The organism is Umezawaea tangerina, assembly GCF_003002815.1.
Lineage (GTDB): Bacteria > Actinomycetota > Actinomycetes > Mycobacteriales > Pseudonocardiaceae > Umezawaea > Umezawaea tangerina.
Window position 1 is genome coordinate 473,912 of the sequence record NZ_PVTF01000002.1, and the last position, 16,357, is coordinate 490,268.

The 16,357-nt window shown below is 73.4% G+C and carries 12 protein-coding genes; 8 read left to right on the forward strand and 4 right to left on the reverse strand.

What is annotated here, in order from left to right:
• Positions 1–41: 41 nt before the first annotated feature.
• The gene (locus tag CLV43_RS08135) at positions 42–455 is read left to right on the forward strand and encodes a Cif family virulence factor (protein WP_106186432.1); all 414 of its coding nucleotides are present in this window, start codon (positions 42–44) and stop codon (positions 453–455) included.
• Between the two features lie 54 nt (positions 456–509).
• Positions 510–1,847, forward strand: a complete 1,338-nt coding sequence (locus CLV43_RS08140; RefSeq protein WP_106186433.1) for a hypothetical protein — start codon at positions 510–512, stop codon at positions 1,845–1,847.
• Between the two features lie 228 nt (positions 1,848–2,075).
• Here CLV43_RS08140 and CLV43_RS08145 read toward each other — a convergent pair whose 3' ends face one another.
• Positions 2,076–2,519, reverse strand: coding sequence for a peptidase inhibitor family I36 protein (locus tag CLV43_RS08145; RefSeq protein ID WP_106186434.1), 444 nt, complete (start codon positions 2,517–2,519; stop codon positions 2,076–2,078).
• A 182-nt stretch (positions 2,520–2,701) separates the two neighbouring features.
• Between CLV43_RS08145 and CLV43_RS08150 the strand changes: the two genes are divergently transcribed.
• Positions 2,702–3,085: a nuclear transport factor 2 family protein gene (locus tag CLV43_RS08150; protein WP_106186435.1), complete on the forward strand. Its 384-nt coding sequence runs from the start codon at positions 2,702–2,704 to the stop codon at positions 3,083–3,085.
• Between the two features lie 83 nt (positions 3,086–3,168).
• Here the strand turns inward: CLV43_RS08150 and CLV43_RS08155 are convergent, their stop codons facing one another.
• From CLV43_RS08155 to CLV43_RS08165, 3 genes are all read right to left on the reverse strand, one after another.
• Entirely contained in the window at positions 3,169–5,310 is a 2,142-nt protein-coding gene (locus tag CLV43_RS08155) for a TerD family protein (RefSeq protein ID WP_106186436.1), read from the reverse strand.
• Between the two features lie 88 nt (positions 5,311–5,398).
• A complete protein-coding gene (locus CLV43_RS08160; RefSeq protein ID WP_106186437.1) occupies positions 5,399–6,028 on the reverse strand; it encodes a DUF899 family protein in 630 nt (209 codons plus the stop codon).
• A 46-nt stretch (positions 6,029–6,074) separates the two neighbouring features.
• Positions 6,075–6,887 carry a class I SAM-dependent methyltransferase gene (locus CLV43_RS08165; protein WP_106186438.1) on the reverse strand — a complete coding sequence of 271 codons (813 nt, stop codon included), beginning with the start codon at positions 6,885–6,887 and terminating at the stop codon, positions 6,075–6,077.
• A gap of 100 nt (positions 6,888–6,987) precedes the next feature.
• Here CLV43_RS08165 and asnB point away from each other — a divergent pair, with 100 nt between their 5' ends.
• From asnB to CLV43_RS08190, 5 genes are all read left to right on the forward strand, one after another.
• Positions 6,988–8,922 carry an asparagine synthase (glutamine-hydrolyzing) gene (gene asnB / locus CLV43_RS08170; RefSeq protein ID WP_106186439.1) on the forward strand — a complete coding sequence of 645 codons (1,935 nt, stop codon included), beginning with the start codon at positions 6,988–6,990 and terminating at the stop codon, positions 8,920–8,922.
• A gap of 119 nt (positions 8,923–9,041) precedes the next feature.
• Positions 9,042–10,862, forward strand: a complete 1,821-nt coding sequence (locus CLV43_RS08175) for a SpoIIE family protein phosphatase (protein WP_146174688.1) — start codon at positions 9,042–9,044, stop codon at positions 10,860–10,862.
• 217 nt (positions 10,863–11,079) lie between these two features.
• Positions 11,080–12,654, forward strand: coding sequence for a S1 family peptidase (locus CLV43_RS08180; protein WP_170155743.1), 1,575 nt, complete (start codon positions 11,080–11,082; stop codon positions 12,652–12,654).
• Positions 12,651–14,879, forward strand: coding sequence for a serine/threonine-protein kinase (locus CLV43_RS50000; RefSeq protein ID WP_106186442.1), 2,229 nt, complete (start codon positions 12,651–12,653; stop codon positions 14,877–14,879). The genes CLV43_RS08180 and CLV43_RS50000 overlap by 4 nt, the downstream gene beginning before the upstream one ends.
• Positions 14,876–16,336 carry a VWA domain-containing protein gene (locus CLV43_RS08190; protein WP_106186443.1) on the forward strand — a complete coding sequence of 487 codons (1,461 nt, stop codon included), beginning with the start codon at positions 14,876–14,878 and terminating at the stop codon, positions 16,334–16,336. Before CLV43_RS50000 ends, CLV43_RS08190 begins: the two co-directional genes overlap by 4 nt.
• Positions 16,337–16,357 lie beyond the last annotated feature (21 nt).

A 16,357-nucleotide genomic window follows, 5' to 3' on the forward strand; every position in this document is an offset into this window, starting at 1 on the left:
GGGAGTGCGGGCATGGACGAGGACGAGATCGACCGCGAGGTGTGGGGGCCGTTCCGCGAGGCCTACCGGGCATTGGACGCGGAGGCGTTCCTGGCGGTGTACGACCCCGACCTGATCCGGGCGGGTGGACCGGCGAAGGCGGTGACGGGGTTCGATTCGACGAGTACGCGCGGGGGACGCGCGAGTGGTTCGCGGCGGTCGCCGGGAGCGGTGGCGGGCTGGGGATCGAGCTCCGGTTCACCGAGCGGATCGCGGCGGGCGGGCCGGCCAGTGAGCGCGGGGTCTTCCGGATCACCGCGACCCGGCCCGGCGCCGAGGACAAGCTGCTGCACGGCCGTTTCCACACGTTCAGCCGCAAGTCCGGAGGTCGGTGGCGGATCGTCGCGGACTACGACTCCGACGACGACGGCACCGTGACGGAGGAGGTCTTCGAGGCGGCCGGTCGGCGGCCGTAACGATCACCGGCCGCGTGCGACGTCCAGGGTGCCGTCGACACGAGGAGGCACCGGGTGACCCGACGACGAAGGCTCGCGGCCGCGCTGGTGCTCGTGCTCCTCTGCGCGGGCCTGGGCGTCTGGGCGTGGTACCTGTCCGGGCGGTCGTTGGCCGACGCCGACAGCGCGTCGAGCGTGCTCGGCGGGTTCGCCGCGGTGGTGTTCGGCGTCGCGGGCGTGGCGATCGGGCTCGCCGCGCTGCGCCGGGCCGAACCGGACGACGGCACACCGGTCTCCGGGGACCGGGCGGTGAGCGTGCGGGGCAGCGTCGGCGGGCACGTGGTCACCGGCGACCACACCACGATCACCGGCTGGTCGCCGCGCGCCACGTGGGTCGTGGGGCTGGTGGTCGCGGTCGCGGCGGCGGCATCGGTGGCCTCGGTCGTCGTCGCGTTGCGCTCGGACGGCCCGGCGCCCGTGGAACGGGTCCGGCTCGGTGCGTACACGGTGACCGTGCGCGGCAGCGCGATCGGCGGAGACCCGTTCGAGCTCCAGGGAGAGCTCCGGGTGCGCGCCGCCACCGACGGCCTGCCCTACCAGTGGTGCCTGAAGGTGGGCGACCCGTGGGGTTCGCCCAAGCCGGGCGCGATCTGGTTCGGCACCAGCGGCAGGTGCTTCGGCAAGCGGACGGACCAGTCCGTGGCCGAGGTGCGCGAGACCGACGGCGAGCACGTGCTGGTCCCGGTGGACCCGCCGACACCGGAGGACCAGCTCAACGCGTTCACCGCGACGTCCGGCGAGCTGTCCGGCGCGTACCGCCCCACCGGCGGCGACGTGCGCTTCCGGGCCTCGGCGGCCCGGCTGGAGGGCACGGTGAGCCTGCAGGGGCTGGAGGTGGTCGTCGGGCTCAGCACGCGCGGCACCGTCACCGCCACGTTCACCGCCGCGCTCGTCTCCGACGACCCGGACGCGCTGGTGTCCTCACCACTGGACCCCGCGGGCGACAGCGGACGACCGACCCGGCCGGACGTGCCGGGCGTGCGGTACACGGTGCGGACGGTCGTGTCGTTCACGGCGACGACCGGCGCGCCGGATCTGCGGGGCTCGGCGCGCGAGCGGTTCGCCCAGGCGGTGTTCGTGGTCGAGGCCCGTGACGGAGGGCGGTTCGTCTACGACCCGCCGGGGTCGCGGGACGACCTGTTCCCCGTCACGGGCACCGTGACGGGCGCGGCGCCGGTGTTCGTGCTGGCGGGCGGCAGGACGTCCGGTGAGGGGACTCTGGCGGCGTCGTCGCGCATCGGCGGCACGTTCGACCTCAGCGGCCCCGAGCCGGTGGTGCGGTTGACGTTGGGGACGGCCGCGTTCGGCGCGGAGTCGGGGTATCAGGCCGAAGCGGTGCTGGCGAAGGGGTGACAGCCGAAAGGCCCGCCGGAGCGGGCCTCGGGTGAGGAGAGGGCGGGGGCTAGATGCCTGGAAAGGAAGAAGGAAGCTCCCGCATTGCCTCGTGGGACGAGCGTACCCAGGGGTCGGGCAGGGGCAGGTGTCGGGGTGCTCGACCGTGCGCCCGTCCGCTGGGCCCGAGGGCCACCGCGGCGGGCGTCCGTTCCGGACTCCGTCGGATGGCCCTCGGGCGTCAGGTGGTTACCAGCACGTGTTGCCCGTGACCCACTTGTGGGAGCGGATCAGCACGTTCGGGAAGTTCGGCGCTTCCGCGCCCCGGACGACGTAGTAGGCGATGTCGCCGGAGTAGTTCGCGCCGGGGTACAGGCACACCCTGGCGTAGGACGTGCTGGTCCCCGCGTTCTCGACGGCCCGCACCGCGTTGGACCCCGACCAGGAACACGTGACGGACCCGCTCTGCCAGTCCGTGTCGGCGTCTCTCCAGCTGCAGCGGCTGCTGCTGCCGTCAGCGACCGGCCACGCGCACATGTTGCCCGCCCCGCACGACAGGGCCTGCGCCGAGACGTCGTGCTGCACCACCGCGCCGACCTCGATCTCGGTCTTCCCGCCCGCCGCCGACGCGGTCCCCATGAACGACAACAGCGCCAGGGCCGCGGCGAACAGCACGCACAACGATTTCCTCATGTCTCCCCCTCGGAGATTGGTGTGCAAGGCGGGGAGTATTTCGGGACCACCACGACCGGGGAGTGTCCTTCGAACGTCGTCGAAGGGTTTCCAGCCGACCCGGACCGACCGCGGACTCGGTCCCCACCAGTCGTTCCACCCACCCGACCGGAACTGTCGGTGCCGGGCGCTACCGTGCCGCCATGGACGAGACCTCGCGAACCCGCCGGATCGCTCAGGAGTACGTGGACCGCACCGAGCGGCGCGACTGGGACGGCCTGAGCGCCCTCCTCGACGAGCACGTGGTGTACGAGATGCCCCAGACCAGGGAACGCTTCCACGGGAGGCCGACGTTCCTCCGGTTCAACCAGGAGTACCCCGGCGACTGGCACCTGCGCGCACGTCGCGTCGTCGCCGACGGCAGGCACGCGGCGCTGTGGGTCGACGCGCGGGTCGGCGACGAGGCCATGGACGCCTGCGTGTGGCTGGACCTGTCCGAGGACGGGCTGATCACCCGCGTCACCGACTACTGGCCGACCTCCTACGAACCGCCCGCCGACCGCGGGTACCCCGTCGAACGCTGGTAGCGGACGCCGATCGGCCACGACGTGCACGTCGACCGCACCGCACCCCCGAGGCGAAGTCCGCTCGGCACGGGTCGAGCCCCGCGCTAGTCGGGGATCAGCTGGTCGGGGGTGAGGGTGGTCGACCCCTCGGGGAGGTCGTCCGGTGGGTGGAGGCCCAGGTAGGTGACCGGGACGTCGAGGTGGAGGGTCGGCGTCCAGGTGGTCGTGGGGACGCCTTTCGCGCGCAGCAGGTCGAGCAGGTGGGTGGTGGTGAGGTAGCGGCGGGCGAGGATGGCCTTGGCGAGGAGGGTGGTGTTGAGGTGGTTGCCCTCCACCTGGTTGAACGCGGGGTCGCCGGGCAGGTGGAGGTGCAGCCAGGTGGCGGACCAGGAGCCGTCGGGGTCGCGGGTGAAGGCGATGGGGAGCGCCACTCGGCCGGGGCCGCGGAGGGTCGAGCGGGCGCGGACGGTGCGGGGGTCGAAGGGTGCGCCCGCCTGGGCGGGACCGCGGGTCATCCAGCCGAACGTGGACTCGGCGACGTCGTCGAAGCCCTCGCCCGAGTAGACGTTGACCTGCGGTACCAGGCAATGCGCGTCGATGGTGGACAGCGGGATGTCGATGAACTCGGTGGCGCCGTCGGCGGACTCGGTGATGTCGCCGGAGTGCACGGCGCCGTCGTGGGCGAGGTTGGTCCAGGCGACGTGGCCGACGTAGCCGAAGTCCTCGTCCAGCAGGAGGGCCGAGAGGTCGAAGTCGGTGCGGCGCGCGGTCTCGCGCCAGTAGGTGAAGAAGCGCAGCACCTCGCCCGCTTCGGGGTCGATCCGGGAGCGGGAGCCGCGGGGCAGCACGGCGAAGCCGTCCTCGGAGGCCTTGCCGGACAACGGGAGCGCGACGTCCAGCATGGCCGGGTCGACGACGAGATGGGCGTAGGTGGGCAGCCTGGTGGTGAGCTCGCCGTCGATGAGCGCGGCCGCGCGGGCGACCACCTCGGGTGGTAGCGGGTCGCGGTTGTCGTCGGCGACCCAGGCCCGGCGGCCGCGGGTGGCGAAGACGCGGGCGAGGTCCGGCGTCGTGCGGTTGGCGAGGTGTTCGCGCACCGAGCACAGCACCCGGCCGGAGACCGAGCCGATGACGGACTCCACCGCGGCGAGCACCGAGTCCACTTCGGACGGTTCCGTCGACCGGCGCAGCAAGCGGTCCAGCGAGCGCAAGAGCATGCCGGGCGCGACGGCGAGGATCTCCGCGGCCCTGCCCACGTCGCCCGCGTAGAACGCCTCCTCGGCACGGCCCGCCAGCGACCGGGCGGTCCGCTCACCGCGGGCGACGGCGAACACCTCAGCGGCGTGCGGGAAGCGCGGGTACTCGTGCGGGTGCAGGCCCTCGCCGAGGCGCTTCCACGGGCCAGCGTGCCGGGCGACGTCACCAAGCTTGGCCTCGCCGCCGTCGACGACCCGGTCCAGCGCGCCGAGCAGGACGCGCCGTTCGCGGCGGCGGAAGCTGCGGAAGCGGGTGGGGGTGGCCAGGCTGACGTCGCCGCCGCTGAGCCGGCAGGCCAGGCGCAGCACGTCCGTCACGGTGTCCACCGCGACGGGTTCGCGGCCCCCGGCCATCCGTGCGGCGTTGACGACCGCGCGGTTCTCCCGCACGGGCACCGCCTTCGGCTGGGCGCCGTCCAGGCACGTCCGCGCCAGCTCGGCCAGCAGGTCGAGGTCCCCCTCGCCCAGCGGCGTCGGGCTCCCGGCCAGCCGCAGGTAGAGCGCACTCGTCTCCTCGGCCAGGGTGTCGCCCAGGTGCAGGACGGTGACCCGGTCCTCCGCCGACGCGACCAGCTCGTCGTGCGCGGCCAGCAGCTCGGCGAAGGTGTGCCGGTAGCGGCCGTAGGTCGGCAGGTCGAGCAGGTTCACCACGCCCGGCAACACGTCGACGGGGCGCCCGACCAGCTCGCGCAGGCAGCTCACCCAGAACTCGACGGTGTCCGGGACGCCGTTCGGGAAGTCCAGGAAGTACGCGTTGTGCTCCACGTGGTCGCCGACCAGGCCGCGCACGGCACCGATCGCCCGCACGGCGAGGTCCATCGCCGCGCCCGGTTCCAGGCCGGACACGTGGTCCAGCAGTTCGCGGGTGGCGGTGAAGCCGACACCGGCCAGCACGGCGTCCAGCTGCCGCGCGACGGCCGCGCCGTCGCCCGCGGGGGCCTCCGACCGGGGAACGCGCAGCGTCTTGCGGATGATCACGTGGTCGAGCACGAGTGGTCCTGTCGTCGAGTGTGGATCAAGCCTCCCATCCTGACCGCGTCCAGGACCACCGAACGGACGATCCCGCCCTGACCGGCGTTCAGCCGTAGGTCGGGTGCTGCGGCCAGCCCGCGGGCGAGTCCTCCCAGTCCTGCTGCCGCCCGTAGGGCGTGAGGTCGAGGACGCTGTTGCCGAACAGCAGGCGGTCGACACCGCGTTGCGTGGTGTTGTAGGTGCGGTAGACACGGTCGCCGTCGCGCAGGAAGACGGTGAGCATGAAACCGCCGCCCGCCCCGCAGTCGTCGGCGAAGGTCGAGCCGCGGGACGACACGAACGGCAGCGTCCAGCCCCTACGCTCCTTGTACTCCCGGATCTGGGCAAGCGGCATGTTCGACACCGTCACCCAGGTCACCCCCAGGTCGGCCAGCGCGGGCAGCGCGGTCACCGGGACGTTGTCGGTCAACGCCGTGCAGCCGCCGCAGAAGGCGTCCGGGCCGATGTCCATGAACTGGTAGACGACCAGCTGGTCGCGCCCGTCGAACAGGTCGAGCAGCGTCCGCTTGCCCTCGGGCGCCTCGAACTCGTAACCGCCGTCGAACTCGACCATCGGCAACCGCCGCCGTCGCGCGGCCAGCGCGTCCTGGGCGCGGGTGACTTCCTTTTCAGCCGTGAGCAGCTCGTCGCGCGCCCGCTGCCAGTCCGGCGCGGACACGACCTCTGGTTTCTCCATCCGCCGATTGTCGCCCAGAGGTCCGACAATTTCTCGTCGGCGCAGGTCAGGTGGCTAGTCGAGTGGTCGCGTGGACGACCCGCATGCCGCACGGCACCCGTCCGCCGGACGCCTGCGCCCGCACCGAGTCCAGGAACGAGGCACGCAGGTCGGCCACCTGGTCGGCACCCAGCACGACCATGTCGTAGAACGACCCGGTCATCCGGTCCCACACGTGCTCGGGCGGGCCGCCCATGTCGATCACGACGGGCTCCCACGTCACCGGCGCGAACCCCGCCGGTCCCAGCAGTCCGTCCAGGCCCTCGCGGGTGCGGGACCGGCGGTCGCCCAACCGCGGCATGGTGCCCGCGGCCCGGAAGAACGGCACGGCCAGCGAGAGGAAGAGCTCCATCGCCTCCCCTTCCACCGCGCCGCCGCCGACGGCGACCGAGAACGCGCCGCCGGGCTCCAGGACCCGCGCCACCTCGGCGACCACCTGTTCCACGTCGGTCATCAGCATGAACGCCATGTGCGAGAACACCGCGTCGAAGCTCGCGTCGGCGAACGGGAGCTCCTGGGCCCGGCCAAGGCGCAGGTCGGCGCCCGCCAGCGCGGGACGTCGGCGGGCGAGCCCGAGCTCGGCCTCCGACAGGTCGACGCCCGCCAGCACGTCGGCGCCGCGCCGGGCCAGGACCTCCAGCAGACCGCCGTCGGCGCAGCCCAGGTCGAGCACCCGCCGGGCGTCGGGCACCAGGTCGGCGAACTCCTCGTAGCTGGTCCGCCCGGTGGTGGTGCGGCTCGCCTCGACGCTCGCCGACTGCTCGCCGGGCCTGCTGTCGTGGAACGCGCGCAGGAAGTCCTCGTCAACGGATCCGGTCACCCCGCTGACCGTAGTGCGGGTCGGTGCCTGCACCGCGACCGGACATGGTTGGGTGTTGGGCGAAACCCGGACCTTCCCGAACCAGAGGTGTGAACGACACGTGTGCGGCCTGCTTGGACTGATCTGCGCGACCGAAGCCGACGCGGTAGCCGCGCGGGACGCCGTCGCGGAAGCGCTGCGCTGCCAGCGGCACCGCGGTCCGGACGAGTCGGACACGTGGGCCGACGCGGAGGTCGTGTACGGCTTCAACCGGCTCGCGTTCATCGACCTGGAGCACTCGCACCAGCCGCTGGTGTGGGGGCCGCCGGAGGCGCCGACGCGCTACACGATGAACTTCAACGGCGAGATCTACAACTACCGCGAGCTGCGCCTGGAGCTGGCCCGCGTGTTCGGCACGAGCTTCCGCACCGAGGGTGACGGCGAGGCGATCGTCGCCGCCTACCACCACTACGGGCCCGCCGCGGTGGAGAAGCTGCGCGGGATGTTCGCGTTCATGATCTGGGACGCGCAGGAGAAGGTCGTGTTCGGCGCGCGCGACCCGTTCGGCATCAAGCCGCTGTACTACTCGGCCGGTCTCGGCGGGGTGGCGTTCTCCAGCGAGAAGAAGAGCCTGCTGGAGCTGGCGCGCACGCTGGGCGTGCGCGAGGAGCTGGACCGCAAGGCGTTGCAGCACTACATGGTGCTGCAGTACGTGCCGGAGCCGGAGTCGATGCACGCGGGCATCCGCCGGGTGGAGTCGGGCACGTCGTTCTTCGTGCGGCCCGGCGGGAAGGTCGAGTTCAGGCGGTACTTCAACCCGGTGTTCACCACGACCCCGGTCCACGGCCCGGCGCAGGCGGAGGCGCTCTACGAGCGCATCGCCGACGTGATGCGCGACTCGGTGGCCAAGCACATGATCTCCGACCCGGACGTCACGGTCGGCGCGTTCCTGTCCGGCGGCATCGACTCCACCGCGACGGCGACGCTGGCCAAGCAGCACAACCCGAACCTGATCGCGTTCACCTCCGGGTTCGAGCGCGAGGGCTACTCGGAGGTGGACGTCGCGGCCGAGACGGCGGCGGCGATCGGCGTGCGGCACGTGGTCAGGGTCGTGTCGCCGCAGGAGATGATGGACGCGCTGCCGCTGATCATCTGGTACCTCGACGACCCGGTGGCCGACCCGGCGCTGGTGCCGCTGTGGTTCATCGCGCGGGAGGCCCGCAAGCACGTCAAGGCGGTGCTGTCCGGTGAGGGCGCGGACGAGCTGTTCGGCGGGTACACGATCTACCACGAGCCGATCTCGCTGGCGCCGTTCGAGAAGGTCCCCGGCGGCGTGCGCAAGCTCATGGGCAGGGTGTCGACCAAGATCCCCGAGGGCACCCGCGGCAAGGACCTGCTGCGGCGCGGCGCGCTGCGGCTGGAGGACCGCTACTACGGCAACGCCCGCAACTTCAGCAACGACCAGCTGCGCGCGGTGCTGCGGGACTACGAGGAGCACGTCGGCTTCAAGGACGTGACCGCGCCCTGGTACGAGGTCTCGCGCGACTGGGACCCGGTGGCCAGGATGCAGCACGTCGACCTGTTCACCTGGCTGCGCGGCGACATCCTCGCCAAGGCCGACAAGGTGACCATGGCGAACTCGCTGGAGCTGCGGGTGCCGTTCCTGGACGCCGAGGTGTTCAAGGTCGCCGCCGACATCCCGACCGACCAGAAGCTCACCGAGGGCACCACGAAGTACGCGCTGCGCCGGGCCCTGGCCAAGATCATCCCGCCGCACGTGCTGAACCGGCCCAAGCTCGGGTTCCCGGTGCCGATCAGGCACTGGCTCCAGGACGAGATGTACGACTGGGCGCGCGGCATCATCGCCGACTCGCGGACCGAGTCGCTGCTGAGCAAGAGCGCCGTGTACGCGCTGCTGGAGGAGCACCGGACGGGTCCGATGGACCGCAGCCGCCAGCTCTGGGCGGTGCTGGTGTTCATGCTCTGGCACGGCATCTTCATCGAGAACCGGATCAAGGTCGACGTCCCGGCGCCGGTCTACCCGGTCAAGCTCTGACCCGGCGGGCGCGGGCGGGGGCCTCCCCGCCCGTGTCGTGTCCGGACCGTCACGCGGGCGATCTATCGTGGGTGTCCGCGCCGGACCTCCCGGCGCCGGAACCCGAGCGGAGACCTCGAGTGCGGGACCAGTCCGCTCGTCCGGTGGTCGACACGGCGTCCTCGGTCCTGTGCGACCCGGCGCGGGTGCGGGCGCTGCGGGACACCGGCCTGGGCATGGCGTCGGACTCGGTGATGGAGCGGTTCGTCGCCATGGTCCGGGTGCAGCTGCGGGTCCCGGTGGCGCTGGTGTCGCTGGTCGAGCCCGACCGGCAGGTGTTCCCCGGCATGGTGGGGCTGCCCGAGCCGTGGGCGTCCCGGCGGCGGACGCCGCTGTCGCACTCCTTCTGCCAGCACGTGGTGACCAGCGGTGAGTCGCTGGTGCTCGAGGACGCGCGGGAGTCCGAGCGGGTGCGGGGCAACCTGGCCATCTCCGAGCTGGGTGTCGTCGCCTACGCCGGGATGCCGCTGACCACCGGTGACGGGCAGGTGCTCGGGTCGCTGTGCGCGATCGACACCGTGCCCCGGCAGTGGACCGAGGACGAGCTGGCCACGCTGGCCGACCTGGCCGCGATGTGCACGACGGAGCTGCGGCTGCGGCTCGCGACCCGCCACCGCGGCAGGGAGCGCGTCCGCGCCCACGAGCTGTCCACGCAGTTGGAGCTGTCGCACGAGCGCACCCGGATCCTGCTCACCGCCGCGCAGGCGCTGGCCAGCGCCCGGAACCTCGAACACGTCCGGCACCAGGTCAGCGACCTGGTGTCCGGTGACGACGCCCCGACCTACGTCGGCCTCGTCGTGCTGGAGAAGGACGGCGGAATGCGCCGGGTCGTCGACCAGCGGTGGCCGGTGGACGGCGAGGACGGCGTGCAGCGCTACACCGTCGACGCGCCGCTGGCCACGGCGAAGGCGGTCCGCGAGCGCAGGCTGCTCTGGTACCCCGACCCGGAGTCGATCGCCGAGGACTTCACGCCGTGGACGGTCGAGCTGTACCACCGGATGGGGCTGCACGCGGTGGTGTGCGCTCCCCTGGTCGGCATGCGGGAGATCCTCGGGGTGCTGTTGTTCGGCTGGGACTCCGCGCACCTGCTGGAGACCGGCGAGCGCGAGGTGATCACGACGATCGCCGCGTACACGGCGCAGGCGCTGGAGCGGATCCGCCTGCTGGAGCACCGCGCCGGGGTCGCCCGCGAGCTTCAGGAGGCGATGCTCACCGAGCTGCCGGAGGTGCCCGGTCTGGCGATGGCGGCGCACTACCTGCCCTCGGCGATCGACGAGGCCGTCGGCGGCGACTGGTACGACGCCATCCGGCTCCCGAGCGGCACGCTGGCCGTGACCGTCGGCGACATCACCGGCCACGACGTGCACGCGTCCACCCTGATGGGGCAGGTCCGCAGCATGCTGCGCCAGGCGGCGTGGTGCCTGCCGGGCACCGGGCCGGGCGCGGCCGTGGACTCGCTGGAGTCCGCGCTCGCCGGCATCCCGGTCCCCGCCCACGGCACCCTCGTGCACCTGCGCCTCACCCCGCACGACGACGGTTCCGGCCGCTGGGACCTGACCTACACCAACGCCGGGCACCCCGAGCCGATCCTGGTGGCGCCGGACGGCTCGGTCTCGCTGCTCGGCGGCCACGGCATGCTGTTCGGCTTCCCCGAGTTCGGCACCGGTCCGCGCGCCGACCACCACGTGGTCCTCGAACCGGGCAGCACGGTGGTGCTGCACACCGACGGCCTCGTGGAACGCCGCGACGTCGACTACGACGACTCCGTCGAGGCGTTGTGCGAGCAGCTGGCGGCCCTGGCGGGCAAGCCGCCGCGGGACGTGGTCGACAGCCTCATCGCCCGGTTGAACGCCGCGGGCCAGGCGGACGACGACGTGGTCGTGCTCGCGATCGGCGTCTGAACCACCATTTCCCGATAGCGCTCCCGCATAGCTGCGGACTTCTCCTGCCGACCGATTCAGGAATCCGCACGAGGACACGGGGAAATGCTATCGGCGCAGGTGACCGGGATCGCCGAAGAACGGTGCCGGAATGCGCCCCGATGGTCGGGCTAGTCCGAACGGGCGTCGGGTCGACGAAGGCGGTCGAAGGCCCGACGGGTTCCCCTATCGTCCGTGGATGATCGTTGGTCGAGGCCGGTCCGGTCCGTTCGCCTACGGCGACGAACCGTGGCGGGTCCGGGTGCGGGACCGGTCGCCGCACGGACCGGTGCTCGGCGCGGGGGTGCTGCTCGACCGCCTGCACGTGCTCACCTGCGCGCACGTCGCCCTGGCCGCCGAGGAGCTGGCGGTCGACCTCGTGGGGCTCGACGGCGTGCCGAGCTCGGACGCCGCCGTCGTGGACGGGATGTGCGTGCCGCCCGGCGAGGACGAGCGCGGTGACGTGGCCGTGCTGCGGCTGGCCACCCCGCAGCGGGCGGGCCTGGGCGCGACCCTGCGCCGGGCGATGCCGACCTGGGACCGGCCGGTGCACGCGCTGGGCTACCCGCAGGGCCGCGGGCTGGAGATCGGCGTCTGGGCCCGGATGACGCTGGCGGGCCGCGCGGGTGTCGAGTGGTGGCAGATGAACCGGCGCTCCGAGGGCGAGCAGCGGGTGCGGGCCGGGTTCAGCGGCTCGGGGGTCGCCGACGACGCCACCGGGGAGGTGCTCGGCATCGTCGTCAGCGAGTACACCGACGACACCGCGGGGCTGTCGTGGATGCTGCCGGTCGACGCGATCACCGCGCACCTGCCGTTCGCGTCCGAGTGGGCCGTGGGCGACAGCGGGATCGACCCGATCTTCACCGCGCCCGCGGGGCACGGCGACGGCAACGGGCCGACGCGGGAGCTGGTCGACTGGCTGCTCGGCCGGGACGCCGCCGCGGCCGTGCTGATCCTGGTCGGGCCGGACCTCGACGTGGTGCGGCGCGCGGTCGCCGAGTCCACCCGCCGGACTGCCACCGAGGCAGGCGTGCGGGGTGTCGACCTGGCGCTGGACGTGGCCGGGCGGACCGTCGACGAGGTGTCGCGGCGCATCGTGGACCGCGCCGGGCTGGCGGTCGGCGCGTCGAGCACGCCCGGTGAACGGGTGCGCGAGGGCACGCCGCCGATGACGATCGTGGTGGACGGCGTGGACGAGGCCGACGAGCCGGAGGCGCTGGTCGACGACGTGCTCAAGCCGCTGGTGGACAGCGGGGCCCGGCTGGTGCTCGGGTTCCGCCAGGACGGGTCGGCGGGCCTGGCCGCGGCCAAGTCGCTGGCCGACGACACCATCGCAGGCAGGCTGGACCGGCTGGCCGACCGGATCACCGCGGTCGCCCGGCGGGAGGGACCGCGCCCGCTCGGGTCGTCGGACACCCACTCGACCGTGCTGCGGCTGCGGCTGACCGCGCTGCGCAAGGCGGCGGCCGCGCACTCCGCGCTGGTCGCGAACCGGTTGACCGCGTTCGAACGGGCCGTCGCCAGCGCCGAACGCGAGGTCGGGCGGACGGCTCGGCGCTCCGCCGCCGTGGCCGCCGACCGCGGCCTGCTGGAGGCGTGGAAGGCGAAGGCGTTCGACGCGGGTCTGGTCGAGGACATCGGCCTCGCGGCGGCCTACCGCAGGGCGCACGGACTGCTGACCGCCGAGACCGTCGACCAGGCCGCCGCGCACGCCGCGCTGCGCGCCTACCAGGACGCCGTGCGCGAGGCGCTGGCGAAGGGAGACCGCCGATGACGACGGCGTGCGCGAGACCGCGCTGCACCGGCACGATCGACGAGACGGGGTTCTGCGACTACTGCGGGCGCGCGCCGGAGACCGCGCCGCCTGCCCGGCCCTCCTCCACGGCCGCCGGGGCGGCGCTGTCGGCCGCGAGCAGCAGGCGGTCCCGCACCGGCGACCCGCTGTCGCTGCCGGTGTTCGACTTCCCCGACCCGTCCAGCCGCATCCTGCACGACCCCCAGGTGCCCGACCGGGTGCGCCGCTGCGCCAACCCGGACTGCCCGAACCTGGTGGCGCTGCCGTCGCTGGGGTCGGGGTTCTGCCTGGCGTGCGGCACCGCGTTCTCGTTCCTGCCCAGCCTGGAGCCCGACGACGTGGTCGGCGACCAGTACAGGGTCGTGGGCTGCATCGCCCGCGGCGGCCTGGGCTGGATCTACCTCGCGCTGGACACCCGGCTCGACGACAACCCGGTGGTGCTCAAGGGGCTGATCGACGTCGGCGACGCCGACCTGGCCACCGCCGAGCGGCAGGCGCTCACCACGATCGACCACCCGAACATCGTGCGGATCTTCAACTTCGTCATGCACCCCGACGCGCGCACCGGCACGCCGCGCGCCTACATCGTGATGGAGTACGTCGACGGCCTGGTGCTCAGCGAGGTGGCCGAGCAGTCGCGGCACGGCCTGCTGCCGCTGGGCGCGCCGCTGCGGACCGAGCACGTGATCACCTGCGGCCTGCAGCTGCTGTCGGCGTTCGAGTACCTGCACGAGCGCGGCCTGCTCTACTGCGACCTCAAGCCGGACAACGTGATCATCCGGTCCGGTCGGCACGGCGAGCGCGGCAACCGGGTCAAGCTGATCGACCTGGGCGCGGTGCGCCGGATCGGCGACCGGGCGGGCAAGGTGGTCGGCACCCGCGGGTTCCAGGTCCCCGAGGCCGAGATCGCCCAGCGCGGGCTGACCGTGGGATCGGACCTGCACACCCTCGGCGAGACCCTGCACCAGCTGTACCTGGCCACCGCCGACCGGACCGGCCAGCACGACCTCGCCGGGCAGCGCCGGGTGGAGGTGGGGATCGAGTCGTTCCGCCGGGCCTGCGCGCGTGCCAAGCACGTCGACCCGGAGCGCCGGTTCGCCTCGGCGGCGGACATGGCCGAGCAGCTGCGCGGGGTGCTGCGCGAGATCGCGTCGTTGCGCGACGGCGTGGCCCGCCCGGACCGGTCGACCCTGTTCACCCACACCGCGACCCTGCTGGACGCCGGGCTCGGGGCGGTGCCGCCGCTGCGGCGGTGGATCGACCGGCCCAGCGGGGTGCCGCTGACGGACGCGGACCTCGACGACGGGCGTCCCGCGCCGGGCGCGGTGGCGGTCGGCCTGCCGGTGCCCGTGGTGTCGCCGGACGACGAGGCGGCCGACTTCCTGACCGCGACGGCCGCGGACGACGCGCACCGGTTGCTGGACAAGCTGGAGAAGGCGGATCCCCGGACGGCCGAGGTGTCGCTGGCCCGGTGCCGGGTGGCTCTGGCCCTGGCCGACCGCGACACCGCCGCCGAGAGCCTGGCGCGGGCGCGTGACCTGGTCGGGAACGACACCGACTGGCGGCTGCGGTGGCACGAGGGCCTGCTGGCGCTGGCGGCGGAGGAGTCGGCGGTGGCCAAGAAGGCCTTCGACGACGTGTACGCCGCCCTGCCCGGCGAGGAGGCGCCGAAGCTGGCGCTGGCGTTCTGCGCCGAGCACGACCGCGACCTGCCCCGCGCCGAAGCCCTCTACACGGCGGTGTGGCGCCGGGACCGGACGGTGGTCAGCGCGGCCTTCGGCCTGGCGCGCGTCCGGCTCGCACGCGGTGACCGGGCGGGAGCCGTGGCGCTGCTGGAGGAGACGCCCGCGGAGTCGCGGCACTACGACGCCGCGCGGATCGCGACCGTGCGGGTGCTCAGCGGGATCCTCGACGGCGGTGACCGGCCGTCGGCGGAGGACCTGCGGGCCGCCGAACACGGGCTGGCGGAGCTGTACCTCGACGGCGGGGCGCCGACCGGCGAGTCGCGCACCCGGTTGGAGGCGGTCGTGCAGGAGGCCGCGCTGGGCGTGCGGCTGGTCGAGGGCGGCGACGCGGACGAGGCGGAGCTGCGGGGCCGCCTCGAACGCTCCTACCGGGCCCTGGCCAGGCAGGCCGACTCGCGCGCCTACCGCTCCGACCTCGTGGACCTGGCCAACCAGTTCCGCCCGGTGACGTTCCGATGAGCCCGAGTGGAGGCGACGACGTGGACGACCTGCCCGGTTTCAGCCTCGCGGTGAGCCAGAACCGCTACCTGTCCACGGAGGACGACGAGATGCACGCCGTGCTCACCGTGACGGCGACCGGCGCGGTCGGGGCCGCCGCCGCGCCCGAGGTGGCGCAGGTGATCGCCATCGACTGCTCGGGCTCGATGGCCAACCCGCCGACGAAGATCACCGCCGCGCAGCGGGCGACGCGGGTGGCGATCGACGCGCTGCGCGACGGCGCGCTGTTCGCCGTGGTGGAGGGCACCCACGCCGCGCGGATGGTCTACCCGGCCAGGCCGGGGCTGGTCGCGGCGGACAGGGCGACCCGTGACGCCGCGAAGCGGGCCGTGGGCGGACTGACCGCCGACGGCGGGACGAGCATGGGCGTGTGGCTCGGGCTGGCCCGGCGGCTGCTGGCCGGGCACCCGACGGCCGTGCGGCACGTGATCATGCTGACCGATGGCCAGAACGGCGAGTCCGACGAGGTGCTCGACGCCGAGCTGGCCCGGTGCGCCCCGGTGTTCACCTGCGACTCGCGCGGCATCGGCGAGGACTGGCAGCCGCGCCAGCTGCTGCGCATCGCCGAGGCGCTGCACGGGACGGCCGACGCGGTGCGCAGGCCCGCGGACCTGGCGGGCGACTTCGAGGCGATGACGATGTCGGCCATGGGCAAGCTCGTGCCCGAGGTGCGGGTGGTCGTGCGGACGACCTCGTTGTCCCGCTTGGACTTCCTCCGCCAGACCTTCCCCACCGAGGCCGACCTGGCGGGCGAACAGGTGCAGGCGCGCACGACGGCGTTCACCACCGGGTCGTGGGGCGCAGAGAGCCGCGAGTACCACCTCCGGCTCACCGTCGACTCCTCCGACGTCGAGCCGGACCGCGACATCCGGGTCGGCCGGGTGGACCTCGAGCTGCGCAGGCCGGGGGCGACCGGGTTCGAGCAGGCGTGCGACCCGCAGGTGGTGTTCGCGCACTGGACCGACGACCTGAAGCTCTCCAGCGTGCTCGACCCGAAGGTGGCGCACTACACCGACCAGATCGAGCTGGGAGAGGCCGTGCGCAACGGCTGCGACGCCCACGACGCGGGCGACGTCGCCACGGCGGCGGCCGAGTGGGGCAGGGCGGTGGCGCTGGCCACCCAGCTGGGCAACGAGAAGGTGCTCGTCCGGCTGCTGCGGCTGGTCGACGTCGTCGGCGACCCGTCGGGCGGTGTGGTGCGGGTCAAGGAGAGGCCGCTCGCGGGCGACCTGCTGTCGGCGGCGGTGGGGTCGGTGGTGTCGAGCATGAGCCCGGACGGCCTGTCGTCGACCCCGCCGGTGCGCTCCCCCGCCGCCACGCCGTCCGCGCCGGACGTGGTGTGCCCGGACTGCCACCGGACGTGGCCCGCGGGCTCGGCGTTCTGCGGCGCCTGCGGCCACCGGCTGTCCGCACCGTGACCGGGACACACCCCCGACCTT